This is a genomic window from Stutzerimonas stutzeri (assembly GCF_018138085.1).
GTDB classification, from domain to species: Bacteria; Pseudomonadota; Gammaproteobacteria; order Pseudomonadales; family Pseudomonadaceae; genus Stutzerimonas; species Stutzerimonas stutzeri_AI.
Map to the genome: position 1 here is coordinate 2,842,006 of NZ_CP073105.1, position 20,334 is coordinate 2,862,339.

Below are 20,334 nucleotides of genomic sequence, written 5' to 3' on the forward strand. Positions count from 1 at the left end.
GTTTTAGATGCTAGAGGAGGCCCAACGATTTATCTAAGCTATTTTCCTCGTGTATAAACATTCATCACCGATATATGATCGGCGAATTCCGATACACGCCGGAGAGCACAACAATGAACCTGAACAAGGTCGATCTGAATCTTTTCATCGTCTTCGATGCCATCTACACCGAAGCCAACCTGACCCGTGCCGGACAGATCGTCGGCATAACCCAGCCGGCCGTTTCCAACGCATTGGCGCGGCTGCGCGAGACGTTCAACGACCCGCTTTTCGTGCGTACCGCGCAAGGCATGGTGCCGACACCGATGGCGCAGAACATCATCGGGCCGGTGCGCAATGCGCTGCAGCTACTGCGGGTTTCGGTGCAGGAAAGCCGCACCTTCAACCCGCTGCAAGCGAACAAGACCTTCCGCATCAGCATGACCGACCTCACCGAGGCCGTGGTGTTGCCACCGCTGTTCCAGCGGCTGCGCCGGCTGGCACCGAATGTGAAGATCGAAAGCATGCTGGCCAAGCGTCGCGAAACCACCAAGGAGCTGGCTGCCGGCCGCCTGGATTTTGCCATGGACGCGCCGCTCAATACCGATCCGCAGGTGCGCCACGTCAAGCTATTGGAAGACCGCTACGTCTGCGCCATGCGCCGCGGTCACCCGTTGGCGAAGGACAAGCTCAGCGTCGAGGAGTACCTGTCGCTGTCGCATATCCATATCTCCAGCCGGCGCAGCGGCCTGGGCATGGTCGACCTGGCGCTGGGCAAGATGGGCCAGCAGCGCAAGATCGCCCTGCGCTCGCAGCACTACATGATGGCCACCCAGGTGATTCAGCAGACCGACATGGCAGTCACCGTGCCGGAGCGTTTCGCCCGGCGCCACGACCTGCACCAGATTCCGCTGCCGGTGGACATCCCACCGCTGGAAACGCACATCTATTGGCACGAAAGCACCGATCAGGACCCAGCCAACCGCTGGATGCGCGAGCAAATGATCGAAATCGCCCAGCAGGTGACGGCGCAACAGGCAGACTGACTACCGCGCGTATGTGAATGGCGGCACGTGCAATGCGTGCCTTGCCGGGTCAGGCGCTGTCGCGCATCACCACTTCGAACCCCACGTCGATGCGCCTTTGTGGCGGTGTTTCTCCGCGCATCAAGCCGAGCAGCATCTTCCCGGCCAGCATGCCTATTTCGCCGCGGATCGTGCGGACCGTGGTCAGCGCCGGATTCATCCAGGCCGCCGCCGGCAGATCATTGAAGCCAGCGATGGCCAAGCGCTGCGGCACGGCGAGTTGCAACTGCCGCGCGCGAAACAGCGCACCCAACGCCAGGTCGTCGTTATTGAAGAACACGGCGTCGATTTGTGGCTGCTGCGCCAGCAATCGATCGAGCAGTTCAGCCCCCAGGCCAATGGACGAAACCTGCGGAGTCAGAAGCTCCAGTGCCGCGTCGTAACGCGACGCCTCGCGCATGACGCTTCGGTAGCCCTCAGCGCGCTGCAAGGTGCGCGGGTCGAGCTGAGCGGCAGCAAAAGCTATGTTGCGATAGCCCCGCTCGAGCAGCTTGCGGGTCATCGCCGCGCCGGCATCGTATTGGGAGAAACCGACGCAATACTCCTCGTCGGTATCGCTCAACTCCATCAAGGTCACGATGGGGCTGGAATAGCTGCCCAGCAATTCGCGCGCGGCATCGCTGCGCTCGAAACCGGTCACCAGCAGGCCCGCCGGCTGATGTGCCAGATAGGCGCGCAACAGCCGTTCGTCCTCGTCAGGATGGTAGTGACTGACGCCTATCATCAGTTCGTAACCGGCTGGCATCAGCACTCGCTGAATCGCCTCGACGGTGTCGACAAAGACCGCGTTCGACAGCGACGGGATAATGACCGCGACCAGATTCGATCGCGCACTCGCCAGGTTGCGTGCGGCGGTGTGTGGCACGTAGCCCAACGCTTTGACCGCTGCCATTACACGCTCACGCAGCGCATCGGAGACCCGTTCGGGTTGCGACAAGGCACGCGAGGCAGACATCAACGAACAACCGGCACTGCGAGCGACGTCGGACAACGTGGCCCGCTCCAGTGAACGGCGACGACGAGAACTCATAGCAGGTTCCAGCGGTGAGGGGCGGAGATTCTACAACGGGACGGCGCCCCCGAAGGGGCGCGCCAGGTTACTTGGGAGCCTTCTCGATCTCGGCCTGCACTTCGTTGAACAGCGGCTCGCCGACCGTGTCGACAACGGTCTGGATCGCCGGCTTTGCCTGCTCACGCATGCGCTGGATCTGTTCCGGGCTGACCTTGTTGACCTGCATGCCGTGCTCCTTGATCTTCGCCAGGGCTTCGCGGGCTTCGGCACGGGTATCTTCACGTTCGGAATCGCGAGCCTTCTTCGCCGCATCCATGATGATGTCCTGCTCGGTCTTCGACAGGCCGTCCCACCAGCGCTTGGACGCGGTGACAATCCAGGGGCTGTAGACGTGATTGGTGACGCTGAGGTACTTCTGCACCTCGTAGAACTTGGACGACAGGATGGTGTTGTAGGGGTTTTCCTGGCCATCCACGGCCTTGGTCTCCAGCGCGGTGAACAGCTCGGAGAACGGCAGCGGCACCGCGTTGGCACCCATCTGCTTGAAGGTATCGATGAACACCGGGTTAGGCATAACGCGCAGCTTGATGCCGTTGAAATCTTCCATCGTCTCGACCGGACGCACGTTGTTGGTCAAGTTGCGGAAGCCGTTTTCCCAGTAGACCAGGCCGACGAGACCCTTGCTCTCCAGGGCATCCATGACCTTCTGCCCCACCGGACCGTCGAGCACGTAGTCGGCCTGCTTTTCGCTCTCGAACAGGAACGGCGTATCCCAGACGGCCATCTCCTTGGCGACACCCACAAGGGTCGCCGTCGAGCCGACCATCATTTCCTGGGCGCCGCCCATCAGTGCGTTCTGCATCTGATCATCGGATCCCAGGCTGGCGGAGCCGAAGGTGCGGACCTTGAGCTTGCCGTCGGAGGCTTTCTTGATCTCCTCGGCCAGCACCTTAGCCGCACGGCCCTGGTTGCTGTCTTCATTGAGGCCGTAGCCGAAGCGAATCATGCGCGGACGAATGTCGTCTGCCGCCTGTGCGGTTACCGCGGTGATGGCGCTGGTCAGGGTGGTGGCGGCGAGGGCCGTGATGAAGAAACGTTTCATGCTGACGTACCTTTTGTTGTTGTGGAGGGTTGGGTGAAGCGATTGTTGTTCTGGCCGATCACCGCAGCCACTGCAGCGGCACGGTGATGATCGACGGCACTGCGATCAGCAGCAGCACGATGACCAGATAAATGGCGAAGAACGGCGTGACACCACGCACCAGTGTTTCCATGCGCAACCGCCCTATCCCACCGACGACGTTGAGCACCGTGCCGACTGGCGGAGTGATCAGGCCGATCGAGCCGATCAGCACGAACATCACGCCGAAGTACACCGGGTTGATGCCCGCCTTGACCGCGATGGGCGCCAGTACCGGCCCCAGGATCAGGATGGTCGGCGTCAGGTCGAGGACCATACCGATGGCGATCATCAGCACCATGATGGCGAACATCAGCAGCTTCGGATCTTCAGCCAGCGGCCCGAGCATCGCCGCGATCTCGTCAGGAAGCTGGGCCAGGGTGATCATGTAGGCCGATACGATGGCGGCGGCACAGAGGAACATCACCGAAGCCGTGGTGCGGCTGGCGCGGGTCAGGACTTCGATGACACCGCTCCAGCTCAGCTCGCGGTAAAGCAGCGTCGACACCAGCAACGCGTAGACCGCCGCCACCACCGCCGCCTCGGTGGGCGTGAACAGGCCGAAGCGCAAACCGCCGACAATGATCACCGGCAGCATCAGCGCCGCGGCACCATCGACCAGGGCCTTGCGGCGTTCGGCCCCGCTGGCCTTCGCCTGCGGTGGTTCTTCGATCTTTCGGGCGATCAGGGTCCAGGCCACGACGAGCCCGGCGCCCATGATCAGGCCCGGCACCATCCCGGCGAGGAACAGCTGGCTGATCGAGGTATTGGTGACCACGCCGTAGATCACGAACGGCATCGACGGCGGAATGATCGGTGCAATGATGCCACCGGCCGCCACCAGCCCCGAGGACGGGCTCAGCGGGTAGCCGCGTTCGCGCATCATCGGCAGCAGCAGGGTCGCCAGTGCGGCGGTGTCGGCCAGCGCCGAGCCGGACATGCTTGCCAGCAGCACGGATGCCGCGATCGCCACGTAGCCGAGACCACCGCGCTTGTGGCCGAAATAGGCCTGCGCCATGTTGATGATGCGCCGGGAAATACCACCGGCATTCATCAGTTCGCCAGCGAGGATGAAGAACGGCACGGCCAGCAGCGGAAAGCTATCGGCCCCGGCTTGCAGGTTCTGGGCGAGCAGTTGCACGTCCCAGAAATCCAGATACCACATCAGCACCGCGCCGGTGAGGATCAGCGCGAAGGCGATCGGCATGCCGAAGGCCATGAAGCCAAACAGTGACGAGAGAAAGACGACGACAGTCATGTACGGACCTCGGGTGGGCGTCAGCCCTTGTTGTTATCGAGAAATCAATCGGCCGTTACATTGGCTTCGGCGATATGTTCGGGCGGCTGTCGACGCCAGACGTTGATCAGTTGCACCAAGGCCAGCACCGTCAACGCGACCATGCTGGCAGCAACCGGAAGCATGGCCACCGCCAATGGATAACCGACCACTGGACTGGTGATGCTCCAGCCGAACTGCATCTGATGCCAGCCGCCCAGCGCTGCGAGGCCGCTGGCGACGGCGACCATGATCCAGCTGATGGAATCCACCACGCGGCGGAACAACCGGGGGAAACGATCGCGAATCATGCTGAAGGCCATCAGCTCGCCGCGGCGCATGCTGGAGGCGACCCCGACGAACACCAGCCAGACGAAGGCCAACCGCGACAGTTCTTCGGCGCCGGTCCAGCCGGTACCGAAGGCGTAGCGCAGTACCACGCTGCTGAACACCACGACGACCATGAACGCCAGCAATGCCGCCATCAGCCAATCGGTAATGCGATCGAAGCCCTGCGCGACTCGTCCGTTGTAGATCGGCGAACCGGTCAGCTCGGCACCGCGCGTGCTCGACGTGTTAGCGCTATCAGGCGGAGCGGCGGAAAAACCTTCTTGCTCGCCGATCTCCAGCCCCGGGTCGCGTTGCATCCAGTCGACGATTTCCTCGAGCACCCGCTCACGCGGCTGGCTGGCATCGACGACCAACACGCCCGGCTCGCCTTCGGGGGATTCGAGCGTGGCGAACTGGCTGTCCACTAGCGAAATAGGCATGAAATGCCCGGCTCGGCCGCCGACACGCTGGACTGCGGTGTCGTAGTCAATGGCCAGATGGGCAAAACGCAGACCGGGAACGGCATGACGCAGCAGGTCGCGATAGCGGCACTTGAGGGCCGAACAGGCGAGCACGAAGCCAACGCCGTCATCGATGGCGCGCTGCATCTCGGCGATCAGCCTCTGCAACCACTCGACGCGATCGGCATCAGACAGCGGCGTGCCGGCACGCATGCGCGCAACGTTTTCTTCAGGATGGAAATGATCGGCTTCGATATGCCGGAAACCCAGGGCATCGGCAACGGCGTGACTGGTGTCGGTCTTACCCGAACCGCTGACGCCCATGACCACCAATGCTCGGTGGGCAGCGGGAAAATCACTATTGGAGTGGCGATCCACTATTGGCTCTCCAGCAGCATCGAGGTGCTGCGTTATGATTGTTGGGCCAAATGGTAGCGCTAACATGCCAACACATAAACCCAACATAATGACCGTTCGTCGGGCCGAATCGCGGATGAGCGGTCAATAGTTACGAGATGCCGCTTCGATTTGCCCACCGCGCTGACTACAATCCCCGCCACAGACGAGGAGTATCACGATGGCAAAAGCCATGGCCCGCCATATCTTGGTGAAGACCGAAGCCGAAGCGGTCCAGTTGAAAAAACGCATCGCCAACGGCGAGGCCTTCGATGTGCTCGCCCGCAAACATTCGACCTGCCCGTCCGGCAAGAAAGGTGGCGACCTCGGCGAAGTGCGCCCCGGACAGATGGTCCGCAGCATCGATCAGGTGATTTTCAAGAAGCCGTTGCGCGACGTTCACGGACCGATCAAGAGCCAGTTCGGCTACCACCTGGTGCAGGTCTTCTACCGCGACTGACCGCCGTCAGATCACCGCGCCAAATCGTTGCAGCTGCATCTCGCGCAGCCGGCTCAACGTCCGGCGAAACGGGAACGCCAGGTAACCTTGCGTATAAAGCCCTTCCAGCGCCACCTGGGCCTCGAGGTACAGAGGGACGCCACGGTCGTAGCACTCGTCCACGAGCGCGATGAAGCGCCTGACCGCATCGTCGCGCCGCGCCAGCTGTGGCAGGTCCCGGTCCCCCGCCTCCACCCTCGCTGCAGCGTCTTCCGTACCGCGCGCGATGCGTCCTTCACGCGGCTCCCCGCCCAGCATCGGTACCTCACTGAGCAGAATCGCCGAGAAGCGATCGCACAGCGCGATGAAGTCCAGCGCCGAAAACGGTTGCTCGCACAGATCGGCGAAGCGACACCACAGAACCGAGTCACTGCAACCCACCGCCTGCAGTGCGCGCCGACCGATACTCACCGGAGCGGCACTGGCATGCTGGCCGTCGGTCAATGCCTGGAAAACGGCTTGCAGTGCACCACCGCGGCCCGGCTCAGCTACCCAGTAACGCTGCAACGCAGCACCCGGGCGCAACCGATGGTCCTCTCCACCGTCCACATCGAGCACTTCCATGTTCTGCTCGATGGCGGCGATGGCGGGCAGAAAACGCTCACAGTTGAAGCCGTCCGCGTAGAGCTGGTCGGGCGGCTGATTGGACGTGGCGACGATAACCACTCCATGGTCGAACATCACCCGGAACAGGCGCCCCAGGATGATGGCGTCACCGATATCACCTACGAATAGCTCATCGAAGCAGAGCACCCTGACCTGTTCACTGAGCTCCCGGGCCAGCGCTTGCAGCGGGTCGGCCGTGCCGTTGAGCTGGAACAGACGAACATGCACCCAACGCATGAAGTGATGGAAATGCTGTCGGCGTGAAGGGATCCGCAGGCTGCGGTGGAAGATGTCCATCAACCAGGTCTTACCGCGGCCAACCGGGCCCCACAGATAGATACCACGCGGGGCGATGGCCGCGTCGTCGTGCAGCGCCTGGTAACAAGCCTGCAACCGCTCGACCGCCCGCTGTTGGGCTGCATCGCTGACGAAGCCACGAAGTTCGACGGCCTGCTGATACAGGGCAAGCGGTGTGGTGTGTTCCATGAAGCCCGAACCCGGTTGATATCCGACGATGGTAACGCAGCCGGACCGCGAGACCGGTACCGGACGATTCGTTCAGCTGCCGGGTGGCGAATACATCAATTTTTCCGCCTGTTGGCGCACTTGCTCAAGCAGTTCCAGTTGCGCCGCAGGTGCCGCCTCCTGGGCCCGTACCAGCGCATACAGCGGTACCGGCACCTGAGGCTCCAAAGGGCGCGCCTGAATCGACTGCCCGCCACCGTGCAGTGCCGTGAGCGGATCGACCAATGCCAGTCCCTGCCCGGCCTCGACCAGGCTTCGTGCCAGCTGGTAGGTCTGCACCCAGGTATCGATACGGGGAGGCGAAGCGAGTGCCTCGAGATGCCCCCGCAACAAGCCGCCGAGCGCATCGCGGGTATCCAGGCCGATCAACGGCGCATCGGCCAGTTGCTCCAGTCGAAATGGTTGCGCTAGCGCCTCCTCCGGCCACCAGCCCGCTGGCGCGATCACCATCATCCGCCCCTGCGCGAGGGTCTGGCTACTGAGGCCGGGATGTTCCACCGCCTGCAGCGTCAGGCCGAGATCCGCCGCGCGCAGCAGCAGCGCGTCGACGATCTCCGTCGTGTGCTGAGTCGCCAGATGGCATCGCGTCCCGGCAAAACGCTTTCGCCAGCATCGCAGCGCCTCGGGCACCAACGCCTGCGCCAGTGCCGGCGTACAGATCAACCGTAGCGCGCGCTCTTCGCCACGCCCCAGGTTGTCCGCCAAGCGCCGAAGGCTCTGCAGATCCGCGGCGATGCGTTCGGTTTCTTGCTGCAGGATGCGCGCTTCGGCGGTCGGCTGTAGCTTGCCTCGCACGCGGCTGAACAGCGCGAATCCGAGTTGCTGTTCCGCATGCTTGAGAATCTTGCTCGCCGCCGGCTGCGAGATGTGCAGCAGCTGCGCCGCCGCCGTCAGGCTGCCGGTCTGCAAGATGGCCTGAAACAGTTCGATGTGGCGAAGACGCATGAGCATGCTCCAGAGCTGACGTGTCCGGAGCATAACCGTGGGTTATAGGTCGCCTCCATCCTTTCATTGGCCGGGCGCGCCGGCCGTGCTTAGGCTTCGGTCATCGATTTGTTGGAGTGGCACGATGCGAATAGCGGTAATCGGCGGTGGCGTCATCGGCTTGAGCACAGCCTATGCCCTGGTGCGGCGAGGCCATCAGGTGGACCTGATCGAAAAGCGCAACCAGGTTGCCCTGGAGACCAGCTTCGCCAACGGTGGTCAACTCAGCTACCGCTACGTGTCACCGCTTGCCGATGCGGGCGTTCCCCTGCAGGCGCTTGGCTGGCTACTGCGTGGAGACGATGCCCCTCTACGTTTTCGCCCAAGAATGAGCCGGCAGCAATGGCGCTGGTGCCTGCGTTTTCTGCTCGCCTGCCGACGCTCCGTCAACCGACGCAACGCCGCACATCTGCTGCGCCTCGCACTGCACAGCCAGCAGGCATTGCGCAGCTGGAGAGAAGAGGACGGTCTCGGTGACTTCGACTGGCGCGCCAATGGCAAGCTGGTGATCTATCGCGACCGAGCCAGCTTCGAAAAGGCGGCTGGCGGCCTCGACGCTAATGCAGGGCAACTCCTGCTCGACGCTCAGCAATGCGGCGAGATCGAACCCGCCCTGCGGCCGCTGGTGGCTGAACTGCAGGGCGGCATCTATTCGCCAGGCGACGAGGTCGCCGATTGCCAACTGTTTTGTCGGCGGCTGCTGAAGCGGCTGGAAGCATCGTCGGGGTTCCGGCTGCATTGTGGCCAGGCGGTCAGCGCGTTCCATACCCAGGCTGGGCGTATCCGCTCGCTTGGCCTCGAGAACGGGGCGCTCGAAGTGGATCACGTGGTAGTGGCGGCCGGCGCCGCCAGTGTCGCATTGCTGAAGCCGTTGGGTATCGAATTGCCGATCTATCCACTCAAAGGCTATAGCTTGACGCTGCCGCTGCGCCACCAGACCGGCGTGCCTGAAACCAACGTGACCGACTACGACAATAAGGTGGTCTATGCGCGGCTCGGCGAGCAATTACGCGTCGCGGCAATGGTGGACATCGGTGGCTGGGACGCCACCGTCGATAGAGGCCGGATCGCCATGCTGCAACGCCTTGCCAGCGAAACCTTCCCCGACGCCGGCGACTATCGCAACGCCACGCAATGGGCTGGCCTGCGGCCTGCGACTCCGGAGGGCACGCCGCTGCTCGGCGCCTCTCCGTTTGCCAATCTCTGGCTCAATGTGGGCCATGGCAGTCTCGGCTTCACCCTGGCCTGCGGGAGCGCCGACGTGCTCTGCGATCTGATCGACGATCAGCGCCCTGCCGTTACGCTGGACGGCCTCACCCTCACTGCCTGATCGAGTCAACCAAGAGGAGCTTTAACATGACGATTCAACGCATCGACACCACGGAACGAGTCCGCCGCCGTTAGTTTCGCCAATCTGATCTTCCTCGCCGGGCAAGTACCTGACGATCGTAGCGAAGATGCTGCCGGCCAGACTCGCCAGGTATTGGCCAAGATCGACCGTTTGCTGGCCTCGGCCGGATCCGATCGGTCACGAATACTCAGCGCACAGATCTGGCTGAAAGACATAGACGCCGACTTCGCCGCGATGAACGCCGTCTGGTGCGAATGGTTGCCAGCCGGTTGCGCGCCGGCTCGAGCGACCGTCGAAGCGCGACTCGCCTCGCCAAACGTACTGGTGGAGATCATGGTGATCGCCGCCGGTGCCATGCCGAACCCGTCCTGATCGAGCGTACCGACACGGGGCAGCCGCCCGCGCAGACGAATAGACAACTCATTCGAACAACAACAAAAGAGGGACTCATGATGAAGCAGAAAATCCGTATCGGCTTGCTGAGCTGTGCCCTGGCAGGCTCGCTGTACGCTGCCACTGGCGTCGCCCAGGAGCGTTTCGTCACTATCGGCACCGGTGGCCAGACTGGCGTCTACTACACGGCCGGTCAGTCGGTCTGCCGTTTTCTCAATCGCGCCGAGGTGCAGCCGGCCATCAAATGCAATGCGCCGTCCACGGCCGGTAGCGTGACCAATATCGTGGCGCTGGAGAGCGGTGAATACGAGTTCGGCTTCATTCAGTCCGATCACCAGCACAAAGCCCTCAATGGCCTCGCTCCGTTCGACAAGAAGGGTCCGCTCGAGGACCTTCGTGCAGTATTTTCATTGCAGACCGAAATTCTCACGGTGGTCGCGCGAAGCGACAGCGGCATCGAGTCGTTCGATGATCTCAAGGGCAAACGGGTAAACATTGGCGTGCCGGGTTCGGGTAGCCGCGACACCTTCGACGAAGTGATGAAAGCCAAAGGCTGGAGCAACGCCGACTTCGCCCTGGCCGGCGAGCTAAAGCCCGCAGAGATGGCCTCGGCACTGGGCGATAACAACCTCGACGCCATCACTTACGTGGTCGGCCACCCCAGTGGGGCGATCCAGGAGGCGCTCACCAATGTCGATGCGAAGCTCATTCCCGTCTCCGGGCCGGAAATCGACGCGTTCTTGCAGCACGCCGACTATTACACCGCAGCGCAGATACCGGCGGGGCTGTACCCGGGCGTCAATACCGCGGTGCCTTCGATTGGCGGCAAGGCCGTGCTGGCCACGACCTCGGAAACCGACCCCGAAATCGTCTATCAGCTGGTCAAGGCTGTCTTTGACAACCTCGAGCGTTTCAAGCGACTGCACCCGGCCTTTGCCGACCTGGAAGCCAAAGACATGATTCGGGTCGGCCTGACCGCGCCGTTGCATGAAGGGGCCGAGCGCTTCTATAAGGAAAAAGGGTGGCTCTGAGCGAAACTCGCTACCCGGTCGGGATCGCCTAATGGGAATGTAGGCAGGACGGCCGCGGCTTCGCCTACCGGCCTGCGGTGCCAAACGGGCCGTCTACAAAGTTCGTTTGGCGCCCTCGCTGACCGCCTGTCGGCCGCCATTTTTCCTGTCACTAAGCTGTCGCAAGCCCGGCCTAGCGTCACAGTTCCGTCGATTATCCTATGGAGCTGCGTCGTGACTGACGATAACAACATACTGTTTGGCAATGGCGATGAACTGCCGAGCAACCGTTCAGCCAACCCTCACATTCAAGACGTCATCAATCTGGGGCGACGCAAGATTCTGGCCGGCGGCGCTGCGCTGGGTGCGCTCGCCTTCCTCGGCGGCGTACCGGCTCTGGCTGACCAAGCCAAGCCGGCGTTCAAGCGCCGCGATCGCCTGCCGTTCGATGCTGTGGGCATAAACAGAGCCGACACGGTTACGGTCCCGGCAGGCTATACCGCGACGGCCTTTATTCCCTGGGGCACGCCTATTTGCGGCAGCTACCCAGGCTATCTGGAAGATGCCAGCAACAGCGCGCAAGACCAGGCGCAACAGACCGGCATGCACCATGACGGTATGCACTTCTTCCCAATGGACGCGAAGTTCAGAGCTCGCAAGAGCGATCACGGCCTTCTCGCTGTAAACCACGAATATATCGATGCCCCGCTACTTCATCGAAACGGCCCTACGGTCGTCAACGGCAAGCGGGTCAACGCTGATGAGGTGCGAAAGGAAATCAACGCTCACGGCGTATCGATCGTGGAAGTCCGCCGCAGCGTTCGCGGCGAATGGACCATGTTGCCTTCGGCCCAGAATCGACGCATCACTGGCGCCACACCGATGCGAATCGAGGGGCCAGCTCGCGGTCACGACCTGATGAAAACCCGCTATAGCCCGAGCGGTACATCGACCCGCGGGACGCTGAATAACTGCTCCAACGGCTATACTCCCTGGGGCACCTATCTGACATGCGAGGAAAACTGGGCAGGCTATTTTGCGAGCCGCGATGCGGAACTTCCACGACACTTGCAGCGTTACGGCATTCGCTCCGCCAGCCGCTACGGCTGGGAAACCATTCCAGGCGACGAATTTCAGCGTTTCGATGCGACAGTATCGTCTGAGGATCCACGCGCCGATTATCGCAACGAACCCAACACATTCGGCTGGATCGTCGAGATCGATCCGTTCGACCCCGACTCCACTCCGGTTAAACACACCGCCCTCGGTCGCTTTGCCCACGAAGGGCTGGTGTTTGCCCCGACCCGTTCGGGTGCGCCTGTCGTCTGCTATTCCGGTGATGATTCGCAGAACGAGTACATCTATAAGTACGTCAGCCGCGACAAGTACCGACCACAGCACAGCGACAGTCGCCTGCTCGATGAAGGCACCCTGTACGTCGCGCGCTTCAACCCGGACGGCAGCGGCGACTGGTTACCACTGGACATCGAGGATGCTGGATTCCAGCAGGCCTGCATCACAGCAGGTGTCAATTTCGCCGATCAGGGCGACGTCCTGATCAACACTCGCCTCGCTGCGGATACCGTCGGCGCGACCCGCATGGACCGCCCTGAATGGGGCGCGGTGCATCCCAACACCGGTGATGTGTATTTCACCCTGACGAACAACAGTGCCCGGCAGGAAGCCGACGCCGCCAATCCTCGTGCCCCTAACCCCTACGGCCACATCATCCGGTGGCGCGAGCTGTCATCGAACCACTCCGGCACGCAATTTCAATGGGATCTATACCTACTCGCCGGCCCGCAGAACGATAGCCGCGATCCGTTGGGCAAGCCGTTGAGTGACGAGAATATTCTGGCCAGCCCCGACGGGCTCTGGTTCGACGACGAGGGTCGCCTCTGGATACAGACCGACATGAGTGGCACCCAACTGGAGAAAGGTCCCTTCGGCAACAACCAGATGCTGGTCTCGGATCCACAGACCGGCGAAACCAAGCGATTCCTGGTAGGCCCGGTAGGCGCTGAGGTAACAGGTATTACGGCAACGCCGGATTTCCGGACGCTGTTCGTCAACATCCAGCATCCCGGAGAAGGCTCCAGCTCGACCGAATACACCAGCACATGGCCGGACGGAGGTAACCGCAGACCGCGCTCGGCCACGGTAGTGATCAGCCGAGATGACGGCGGACGCGTGCTCTAGCCTGAGAGCAGGTGCGTCCATATCGGACGCACCTAGCGAGGGGCTCGACCATCGGCGGACGTAAACAGGCCCCATGCGGACATGAACAATGCGGCGATCAGCGGCCCGATCACGAAACCATTCAAGCCGAACAGTGCAAGCCCTCCCAGCGTTGAGATGAGCACCAGGTAGTCCGGCATCTTGGTGTCCTTTCCAACTAGAATGGGACGCAGGATGTTATCGACAAGGCCGATTACCAACACCCCGTAAAGCGTGAGAACCACGCCCTGAACAATCATCCCCTTCATAAGGAAATAGATGGCCACCGGCGTCCATATCAATCCCGCACCCACGGCGGGAAGCAAGGACAGAAAGGCCATGAGCACACCCCATAGCAATGCGCCCGGAATTGACAGGATGGCGAAGATGACGCCACCGAGGAAACCTTGAGTGGCGGCCACGACGATGTTGCCCTTGACCGTCGCCCTGACCACCCGGGTGAATTTACTGAAAAGCCTGCGTTTCTGGTTGTCGTTCAAGGGCAGCGCTCGTCGGACTTGCGAGACAAGTTCGCGTCCATCCCGAATCAGAAAGAACAACAGATAGAGCATCACGAAAAAGCTGACCAGGAACTGGAAGGTTCCCTGCCCGAAACTGAAGGCCTTGGTGGCAAGGAACTGACTTCCTTCCAAAGCGCCACTGGCCAAGCGCTCACGCATCTGCTCGACATCACCAAGCCCAAACCGATGCAGTTGCGACTCCAGCGACACGGGCAATAACTGTTTTGCGCTGCCGACAAGGCTGCCTACGTCGAGCTCACCGCTTTCAATCTGTTTATAAAGCTCCGTTCCCTCCTGAACCAGCAGGCCGGTTATCAGAATGACCGGCAGCACTGCGACGATCAAACAAACCAACAGGGTGAGCAGTGCGGTGAGGTTTCGCCTGTTGCCGAGCGACTGGTAAAGACGCCGCTGCAGCGGCGCGAAAATGATCGCAAGAATAACGGCCCAGAACACTGCCCCATAGAAAGGAAGCAGTATCCAGCCGAAGGCAATCGTCACGACAAGTAGCAGAGCGAGAAATACTTTCTGCTCTAGAGTCGAATTCACAATCATCATCCTATCGCTGCGGTTGTATCTATTAGTCAGCGATCGCGGCGAGGAGTGCTAATTGATGAGGTTCGGGGGGCGATGAAGCGTCGCCATAGCGACGACGCCATCAAGCCACGGCGGGGCAGATCCTAGCCGGTCATAGGGTCATCGCGGCAATCCAACCGAACGCCAGCAGTGGCAAGTTGTAGTGCACGAAAGTCGGCACCACCGTATCCCAGATGTGATTATGCTGGCCGTCCGCATTCAATCCGGCAGTTGGACCCAGGGTGGAATCCGAGGCCGGAGAGCCGGCGTCTCCCAAGGCTCCCGCCGTGCCTACCAGGCTGACGATGGCCAACGGGCTGAAGCCTAGTTGCAGCCCTAGCGGCACGAAGATCGCGGCGATGATCGGTACTGTAGAGAAGGACGAACCAATACCGATGGTGACCAGCAGCCCCACCAGCAACATCATCAAGGCGCCGATGGCCTTGCTGTTTCCGATCCACTCTGCAGACGCATCGACGAGAGTTTTCACGTCGCCGGTTTCGCGCATGACTTCTGCAAACCCAGCGGCGGCGATCATGATAAAACCGATCATCGCCATCATCTTCATGCCTTCGGTAAATAGATCATCGGCCTCCTTCCAACGCACGACACCCGAGACGGAAAATATGACGAAACCTATCAGCGCACCGATGATCATCGAATCCAGCCAAAGCTGTACGACAAACGCGGCGGCAACGGCCAAAGCGGCAACCAGCAGAGTAAGGGGACTGTAGCTGACGCTAACCACTTGCGATTGGTCGACCTTGGTCAGGTCGTACACGCGCGGCTTGCGGTAGCTGAACATGGCGATCAGGAGACCAACCGCCATACCGAGCGCCGGAATCAACATGGCTTGGCTTACGTTGATCCCGGAGACATCGACGCCGCTTTTGGCAACATTCGCGAGCAGAATTTCTTTCAGAAATATCCCGCCGAAACCTACAGGCAGGAACATGTAGGGCGTAACCAATCCAAATGCCAATACACAGGCAATCAGGCGTCTGTCTATCTGCAGCTTGCTCAGTACATAGAGCAACGGCGGAACCAGCAACGGTATAAAGGCAATGTGAATCGGCAGGATATTCTGTGACGACACAGCGACCGCCAGTAGCAGTCCGATCATCAGCCACTTAACCGCTCCCGCCTTTTGCGACTCCTGCTTGCCCACCATGACCAACGCCCGGTCGGCCAAGGCATGGGCCAGGCCACTCTTCCCGATCGCAACGGCGAACGCGCCGAGCAATGCGTACGAAAGCGCTACTGTCGCGCCCCCACCCAGCCCCTTGTTGAATGCAGCCAAGCTGCCCTCGAGCCCTAACCCACCCAAGACTCCGCCGGCAATGGCCCCGGCAATCAACGCGACGACAACGTGAACTCGGCACAGACTTAGAATCAGCATGATGCTGACAGCCGCCACTACTGCATTCATTACAACCCCCAAAAGTGGCAAGTGCCAATTAAAAGCCGGGTACTTTGCCCCATGCCCGAAGGGCTGTCAAAAGACGACGCGCTATCAAAGCGGTCCGGTCATTACGCATCGCGACAGTCGCTCAGTTGCGACAGCTCACTTGCAAAGCCAGTAAACTCGGCTGATAAAATCAGCGGGGTAAGTCACATGGAAATATTCAAGGAATTTACGTTCGAGTCCGCGCACCGCCTGCCGCACGTACCCGAAGGTCATAAATGCGGGCGCCTACACGGTCACTCGTTTCGAATAGCGATTTATCTGCAAGGAGAAGCGGATCCACACACAGGCTGGATCCGGGACTTCGGAGAAATAAAACAGGCCTTCAAGCCGATCTATGAAAGGCTCGATCATAATTACCTAAATGATCTACCCGGCCTTGAGAACCCCACCAGTGAGAACTTGGCAAAATGGATCTGGCATGAGCTGAAGCCGCTTTTACCTGAGCTATCGAGAATCCGTCTCCACGAAACCTGCACAAGTGGCTGCGAATACCGGGGCGACTAACAGGCATCAAGGTGCTACGCCGTCATCGTTCTGCCTGCGCGGCGCGTTTCGCTCATTGCTCAAACTTGCCGTCAAGATAAGCTCGTCACTCTAACCGATCCTGGGCCAAGCATTGGCTCGCTAGCACATACCCAGAATGGGTCTTGTTGGATTAGTTGGGGCCGTAGCCAGCCCTCACCGAAATCCGGACACTCCTTGCAGTATGCAATGAGAGTCTCGAAGCGAGGCATCGGCTATCAAGCGTTGGGGCACATCCATGGAGACATCAAGGCGCTATGGCAAAAGGTCAAACCGACCCGACCGATCACGCTCTCAGTAAGGCGGCCTCAGATTGCCAGTGGTAGCTGGCTTGATTCGCGAATATTGGTTGTTCGGTCCGGTTGGTGTGTCTATTAGAACGGCGATACCTGCTTCTGCGACGAATATATTTCGGTAGCTTGGCTCAAACGCTCGGAACAGGCTGCTGGTGTATCCGGATGCCATCGCGGGTGCGCTTTTGAAGCGCGACTCGAAGGCTGCCCAGCAGGTTGTGCCCGAGGCGCCGATGACGATGCCCTCTGAGCGCCCCGCCGTCATGTTGGTGGGTGGACGGGTGTAGCGATGTAGCGAGTTCCGTTAGAGCCGTTCCACCGAGCCGCAGGCATGAGCGCACAAGCACCGCCCAGTGCCTGCCGCTTTTTCATCGCCCAAAGACAAACCCCCGACCTTCTTTCGAGGGTCGGGGGTTTGGTGTAGAAGCTTGACGATGACCTACTCTCACATGGGGAGACCCCACACTACCATCGGCGATGCGTCGTTTCACTTCTGAGTTCGGGATGGGATCAGGTGGTTCCAACGCTCTATGGTCGTCAAGCAATTCGGTTGGGGAGTCGGTGTTGAGTCGCTTCCCCTAATTGGGTATGTGAAGTATTGCGGTGTTGCGTATTAGGTTCGCTTTGCGAGCGATGCGTCTTTTCGGTTTGTTTGTCGACTTCAACCGTCTCACACGCAAACATCAAATTGTTTGGGTGTTATATGGTCAAGCCTCACGGGCAATTAGTATGGGTTAGCTCAACGCCTCACAGCGCTTACACACCCCACCTATCAACGTCGTAGTCTTCGACGGCCCTTCAGGGAGCTCAAGGCTCCAGTGAGATCTCATCTTGAGGCAAGTTTCCCGCTTAGATGCTTTCAGCGGTTATCTCTTCCGAACATAGCTACCCGGCAATGCCACTGGCGTGACAACCGGAACACCAGAGGTTCGTCCACTCCGGTCCTCTCGTACTAGGAGCAGCCCCTCTCAAATCTCAAACGTCCACGGCAGATAGGGACCGAACTGTCTCACGACGTTCTAAACCCAGCTCGCGTACCACTTTAAATGGCGAACAGCCATACCCTTGGGACCGGCTTCAGCCCCAGGATGTGATGAGCCGACATCGAGGTGCCAAACACCGCCGTCGATATGAACTCTTGGGCGGTATCAGCCTGTTATCCCCGGAGTACCTTTTATCCGTTGAGCGATGGCCCTTCCATACAGAACCACCGGATCACTAAGACCTACTTTCGTACCTGCTCGACGTGTCTGTCTCGCAGTCAAGCGCGCTTTTGCCTTTATACTCTACGACCGATTTCCGACCGGTCTGAGCGCACCTTCGTACTCCTCCGTTACTCTTTAGGAGGAGACCGCCCCAGTCAAACTACCCACCATACACTGTCCTCGATCCGGATAACGGACCAGAGTTAGAACCTCAAAGTTGCCAGGGTGGTATTTCAAGGATGGCTCCACGCGAACTGGCGTCCACGCTTCAAAGCCTCCCACCTATCCTACACAAGCAAATTCAAAGTCCAGTGCAAAGCTATAGTAAAGGTTCACGGGGTCTTTCCGTCTAGCCGCGGATACACTGCATCTTCACAGCGATTTCAATTTCACTGAGTCTCGGGTGGAGACAGCGCCGCCATCGTTACGCCATTCGTGCAGGTCGGAACTTACCCGACAAGGAATTTCGCTACCTTAGGACCGTTATAGTTACGGCCGCCGTTTACCGGGGCTTCGATCAAGAGCTTCGCTTGCGCTAACCCCATCAATTAACCTTCCGGCACCGGGCAGGCGTCACACCCTATACGTCCACTTTCGTGTTTGCAGAGTGCTGTGTTTTTAATAAACAGTCGCAGCGGCCTGGTATCTTCGACCGGCATGAGCTTACGGGGTAAACCCTTCACCCTCACCGGCGCACCTTCTCCCGAAGTTACGGTGCCATTTTGCCTAGTTCCTTCACCCGAGTTCTCTCAAGCGCCTTGGTATTCTCTACCCAACCACCTGTGTCGGTTTGGGGTACGGTTCCTAGTTACCTGAAGCTTAGAGGCTTTTCCTGGAAGCATGGCATCAACCACTTCTCCTTCTAAAAGAAGGATCGTCATCAGTTCTCGGCATTAAGACCCCGGATTTACCTAAGATCTCTGCCTACCACCTTAAACTTGGACAACCAACGCCAAGCTGGCCTAGCCTTCTCCGTCCCCCCATCGCAGTAACTAGAAGTACGGGAATATTAACCCGTTTCCCATCGACTACGCTCTTCAGCCTCGCCTTAGGGACCGACTCACCCTGCGTCGATTAACGTTGCGCAGGAACCCTTGGTCTTTCGGCGTGCGAGTTTTTCACTCGCATTGTCGTTACTCATGTCAGCATTCGCACTTCTGATACCTCCAGCAAGCTTCTCAACTCACCTTCACAGGCTTACAGAACGCTCCTCTACCGCTCATCTTGCGATGAACCCGTAGCTTCGGTACCTGGTTTGAGCCCCGTTACATCTTCCGCGCAGGCCGACTCGACTAGTGAGCTATTACGCTTTCTTTAAAGGATGGCTGCTTCTAAGCCAACCTCCTAGCTGTCTAAGCCTTCCCACATCGTTTCCCACTTAACCAGGATTTTGGGACCTTAGCTGACGGTCTGGGTTGTTTCCCTTTTCACGACGGACGTTAGCACCCGCCGTGTGTCTCCCGTGCTGACACTTGCTGGTATTCGGAGTTTGCATCGGTTTGGTAAGTCGGGATGACCCCCTAGCCGAAACAGTGCTCTACCCCCAGCAGTGATACACGAGGCGCTACCTAAATAGCTTTCGAGGAGAACCAGCTATCTCCGAGCTTGATTAGCCTTTCACTCCGATCCACAGGTCATCCGCTAACTTTTCAACGGTAGTCGGTTCGGTCCTCCAGTTAGTGTTACCCAACCTTCAACCTGCCCATGGATAGATCGCCCGGTTTCGGGTCTATTCCCAGCGACTAGACGCCCTATTAAGACTCGCTTTCGCTACGCCTCCCCTATTCGGTTAAGCTCGCCACTGAAAATAAGTCGCTGACCCATTATACAAAAGGTACGCAGTCACCTAACAAAGTAGGCTCCCACTGCTTGTACGCATACGGTTTCAGGTTCTATTTCACTCCCCTCTCCGGGGTTCTTTTCGCCTTTCCCTCACGGTACTGGTTCACTATCGGTCAGTCAGTAGTATTTAGCCTTGGAGGATGGTCCCCCCATATTCAGACAAAGTTTCTCGTGCTCCGTCCTACTCGATTTCACTTCTAAGATCCTTTCGCGTACAGGGCTATCACCCACTATGGCCGCACTTTCCAGAGCGTTCCGCTAAAATCAAAGAAGCTTAAGGGCTAGTCCCCGTTCGCTCGCCACTACTAAGGGAATCTCGGTTGATTTCTTTTCCTCAGGGTACTTAGATGTTTCAGTTCCCCTGGTTCGCCTCACACACCTATGTATTCAATGTGTGATAACCATCTTATGATGGCTGGGTTCCCCCATTCAGACACCTCCGGATCACAGTCTGTTTGCCGACTCCCCGAAGCTTTTCGCAGGCTACCACGTCTTTCATCGCCTCTGACTGCCAAGGCATCCACCGTATGCGCTTCTTCACTTGACCATATAACCCCAAGCAATCTGGTTACTGTCTATAACGTGAAGACGACATTCGCCGAA

14 protein-coding genes, 2 rRNA genes and 1 pseudogene are annotated in these 20,334 nt (G+C 59.6%); 7 read left to right on the forward strand and 10 right to left on the reverse strand.

What is annotated here, in order from left to right:
- Positions 1-113 precede the first annotated feature (113 nt).
- Complete coding sequence (locus KCX70_RS12950) at positions 114-1,025, forward strand: LysR family transcriptional regulator (RefSeq protein WP_021208992.1); 912 nt, start codon at positions 114-116, stop codon at positions 1,023-1,025.
- A 49-nt stretch (positions 1,026-1,074) separates the two neighbouring features.
- Here the strand turns inward: KCX70_RS12950 and KCX70_RS12955 are convergent, their stop codons facing one another.
- The 4 genes from KCX70_RS12955 to KCX70_RS12970 form a co-directional block, all read right to left on the reverse strand.
- Positions 1,075-2,094, reverse strand: a complete 1,020-nt coding sequence (locus KCX70_RS12955; protein ID WP_102850335.1) for a LacI family DNA-binding transcriptional regulator — start codon at positions 2,092-2,094, stop codon at positions 1,075-1,077.
- 67 nt (positions 2,095-2,161) lie between these two features.
- The gene (locus tag KCX70_RS12960) at positions 2,162-3,178 is read right to left on the reverse strand and encodes a TRAP transporter substrate-binding protein (RefSeq protein WP_212617793.1); all 1,017 of its coding nucleotides are present in this window, start codon (positions 3,176-3,178) and stop codon (positions 2,162-2,164) included.
- A 58-nt stretch (positions 3,179-3,236) separates the two neighbouring features.
- Positions 3,237-4,514, reverse strand: coding sequence for a TRAP transporter large permease (locus KCX70_RS12965; protein WP_212617794.1), 1,278 nt, complete (start codon positions 4,512-4,514; stop codon positions 3,237-3,239).
- Between the two features lie 44 nt (positions 4,515-4,558).
- Positions 4,559-5,647, reverse strand: a complete 1,089-nt coding sequence (locus tag KCX70_RS12970; RefSeq protein WP_212620341.1) for a gluconokinase, GntK/IdnK-type — start codon at positions 5,645-5,647, stop codon at positions 4,559-4,561.
- A gap of 253 nt (positions 5,648-5,900) precedes the next feature.
- On the opposite strand from KCX70_RS12970, the gene KCX70_RS12975 reads away from it, so the two are divergent.
- Positions 5,901-6,179 carry a peptidylprolyl isomerase gene (locus tag KCX70_RS12975; RefSeq protein WP_021208997.1) on the forward strand — a complete coding sequence of 93 codons (279 nt, stop codon included), beginning with the start codon at positions 5,901-5,903 and terminating at the stop codon, positions 6,177-6,179.
- 6 nt (positions 6,180-6,185) lie between these two features.
- Here the strand turns inward: KCX70_RS12975 and zapE are convergent, their stop codons facing one another.
- Positions 6,186-7,310, reverse strand: coding sequence for a cell division protein ZapE (gene zapE / locus KCX70_RS12980; RefSeq protein ID WP_212617795.1), 1,125 nt, complete (start codon positions 7,308-7,310; stop codon positions 6,186-6,188).
- Between the two features lie 72 nt (positions 7,311-7,382).
- Positions 7,383-8,294, reverse strand: coding sequence for a LysR family transcriptional regulator (locus tag KCX70_RS12985; RefSeq protein WP_212617796.1), 912 nt, complete (start codon positions 8,292-8,294; stop codon positions 7,383-7,385).
- Between the two features lie 124 nt (positions 8,295-8,418).
- Between KCX70_RS12985 and KCX70_RS12990 the strand changes: the two genes are divergently transcribed.
- The 4 genes and pseudogenes from KCX70_RS12990 (at position 8,419) to KCX70_RS13005 (ending at position 13,286) form a co-directional block, all read left to right on the forward strand.
- Positions 8,419-9,663, forward strand: coding sequence for a D-amino acid dehydrogenase (locus tag KCX70_RS12990; RefSeq protein ID WP_212617797.1), 1,245 nt, complete (start codon positions 8,419-8,421; stop codon positions 9,661-9,663).
- A 26-nt stretch (positions 9,664-9,689) separates the two neighbouring features.
- A pseudogene (locus KCX70_RS12995) lies at positions 9,690-10,056 on the forward strand (RidA family protein).
- Positions 10,057-10,136: 80 nt separating this feature from the next.
- Entirely contained in the window at positions 10,137-11,108 is a 972-nt protein-coding gene (locus tag KCX70_RS13000; RefSeq protein WP_212620342.1) for a TAXI family TRAP transporter solute-binding subunit, read from the forward strand.
- Between the two features lie 213 nt (positions 11,109-11,321).
- The gene (locus KCX70_RS13005) at positions 11,322-13,286 is read left to right on the forward strand and encodes a PhoX family protein (protein WP_212617798.1); all 1,965 of its coding nucleotides are present in this window, start codon (positions 11,322-11,324) and stop codon (positions 13,284-13,286) included.
- Between the two features lie 32 nt (positions 13,287-13,318).
- Here KCX70_RS13005 and KCX70_RS13010 read toward each other — a convergent pair whose 3' ends face one another.
- Both KCX70_RS13010 and KCX70_RS13015 read right to left on the reverse strand, forming a co-directional pair.
- Complete coding sequence (locus KCX70_RS13010) at positions 13,319-14,377, reverse strand: AI-2E family transporter (RefSeq protein WP_212620343.1); 1,059 nt, start codon at positions 14,375-14,377, stop codon at positions 13,319-13,321.
- Between the two features lie 136 nt (positions 14,378-14,513).
- Complete coding sequence (locus tag KCX70_RS13015) at positions 14,514-15,830, reverse strand: Na+/H+ antiporter family protein (RefSeq protein ID WP_212617799.1); 1,317 nt, start codon at positions 15,828-15,830, stop codon at positions 14,514-14,516.
- A 186-nt stretch (positions 15,831-16,016) separates the two neighbouring features.
- Here KCX70_RS13015 and queD point away from each other — a divergent pair, with 186 nt between their 5' ends.
- Positions 16,017-16,373 (forward strand): 6-carboxytetrahydropterin synthase QueD, encoded by a 357-nt coding sequence (queD, locus tag KCX70_RS13020; RefSeq protein WP_212617800.1) that lies wholly within the window; start codon positions 16,017-16,019, stop codon positions 16,371-16,373.
- Positions 16,374-17,110: 737 nt separating this feature from the next.
- On the opposite strand, the gene rrf is transcribed toward queD, so the two are convergent.
- Together rrf and KCX70_RS13030 are read right to left on the reverse strand one after the other, a co-directional pair.
- Positions 17,111-17,226 (reverse strand): 5S ribosomal RNA (rrf, locus tag KCX70_RS13025).
- 161 nt (positions 17,227-17,387) lie between these two features.
- Positions 17,388-20,278 (reverse strand): 23S ribosomal RNA (locus KCX70_RS13030).
- Between the last annotated feature and the right edge of the window lie 56 nt (positions 20,279-20,334).

Coding starts and splice junctions, on each gene's coding strand:
- KCX70_RS12950 (WP_021208992.1), top strand. CDS start 114: ATGAACCTGAACAAGGTCGATCTGAATCTTTTCATCGTCTTCGATGCC.
- KCX70_RS12955 (WP_102850335.1), bottom strand. CDS start 2,094: ATGAGTTCTCGTCGTCGCCGTTCACTGGAGCGGGCCACGTTGTCCGAC.
- KCX70_RS12960 (WP_212617793.1), bottom strand. CDS start 3,178: ATGAAACGTTTCTTCATCACGGCCCTCGCCGCCACCACCCTGACCAGC.
- KCX70_RS12965 (WP_212617794.1), bottom strand. CDS start 4,514: ATGACTGTCGTCGTCTTTCTCTCGTCACTGTTTGGCTTCATGGCCTTC.
- KCX70_RS12970 (WP_212620341.1), bottom strand. CDS start 5,647: ATGGGCGTCAGCGGTTCGGGTAAGACCGACACCAGTCACGCCGTTGCC.
- KCX70_RS12975 (WP_021208997.1), top strand. CDS start 5,901: ATGGCAAAAGCCATGGCCCGCCATATCTTGGTGAAGACCGAAGCCGAA.
- zapE (WP_212617795.1), bottom strand. CDS start 7,310: ATGGAACACACCACACCGCTTGCCCTGTATCAGCAGGCCGTCGAACTT.
- KCX70_RS12985 (WP_212617796.1), bottom strand. CDS start 8,294: ATGCGTCTTCGCCACATCGAACTGTTTCAGGCCATCTTGCAGACCGGC.
- KCX70_RS12990 (WP_212617797.1), top strand. CDS start 8,419: ATGCGAATAGCGGTAATCGGCGGTGGCGTCATCGGCTTGAGCACAGCC.
- KCX70_RS13000 (WP_212620342.1), top strand. CDS start 10,137: ATGAAGCAGAAAATCCGTATCGGCTTGCTGAGCTGTGCCCTGGCAGGC.
- KCX70_RS13015 (WP_212617799.1), bottom strand. CDS start 15,830: ATGAATGCAGTAGTGGCGGCTGTCAGCATCATGCTGATTCTAAGTCTG.
- queD (WP_212617800.1), top strand. CDS start 16,017: ATGGAAATATTCAAGGAATTTACGTTCGAGTCCGCGCACCGCCTGCCG.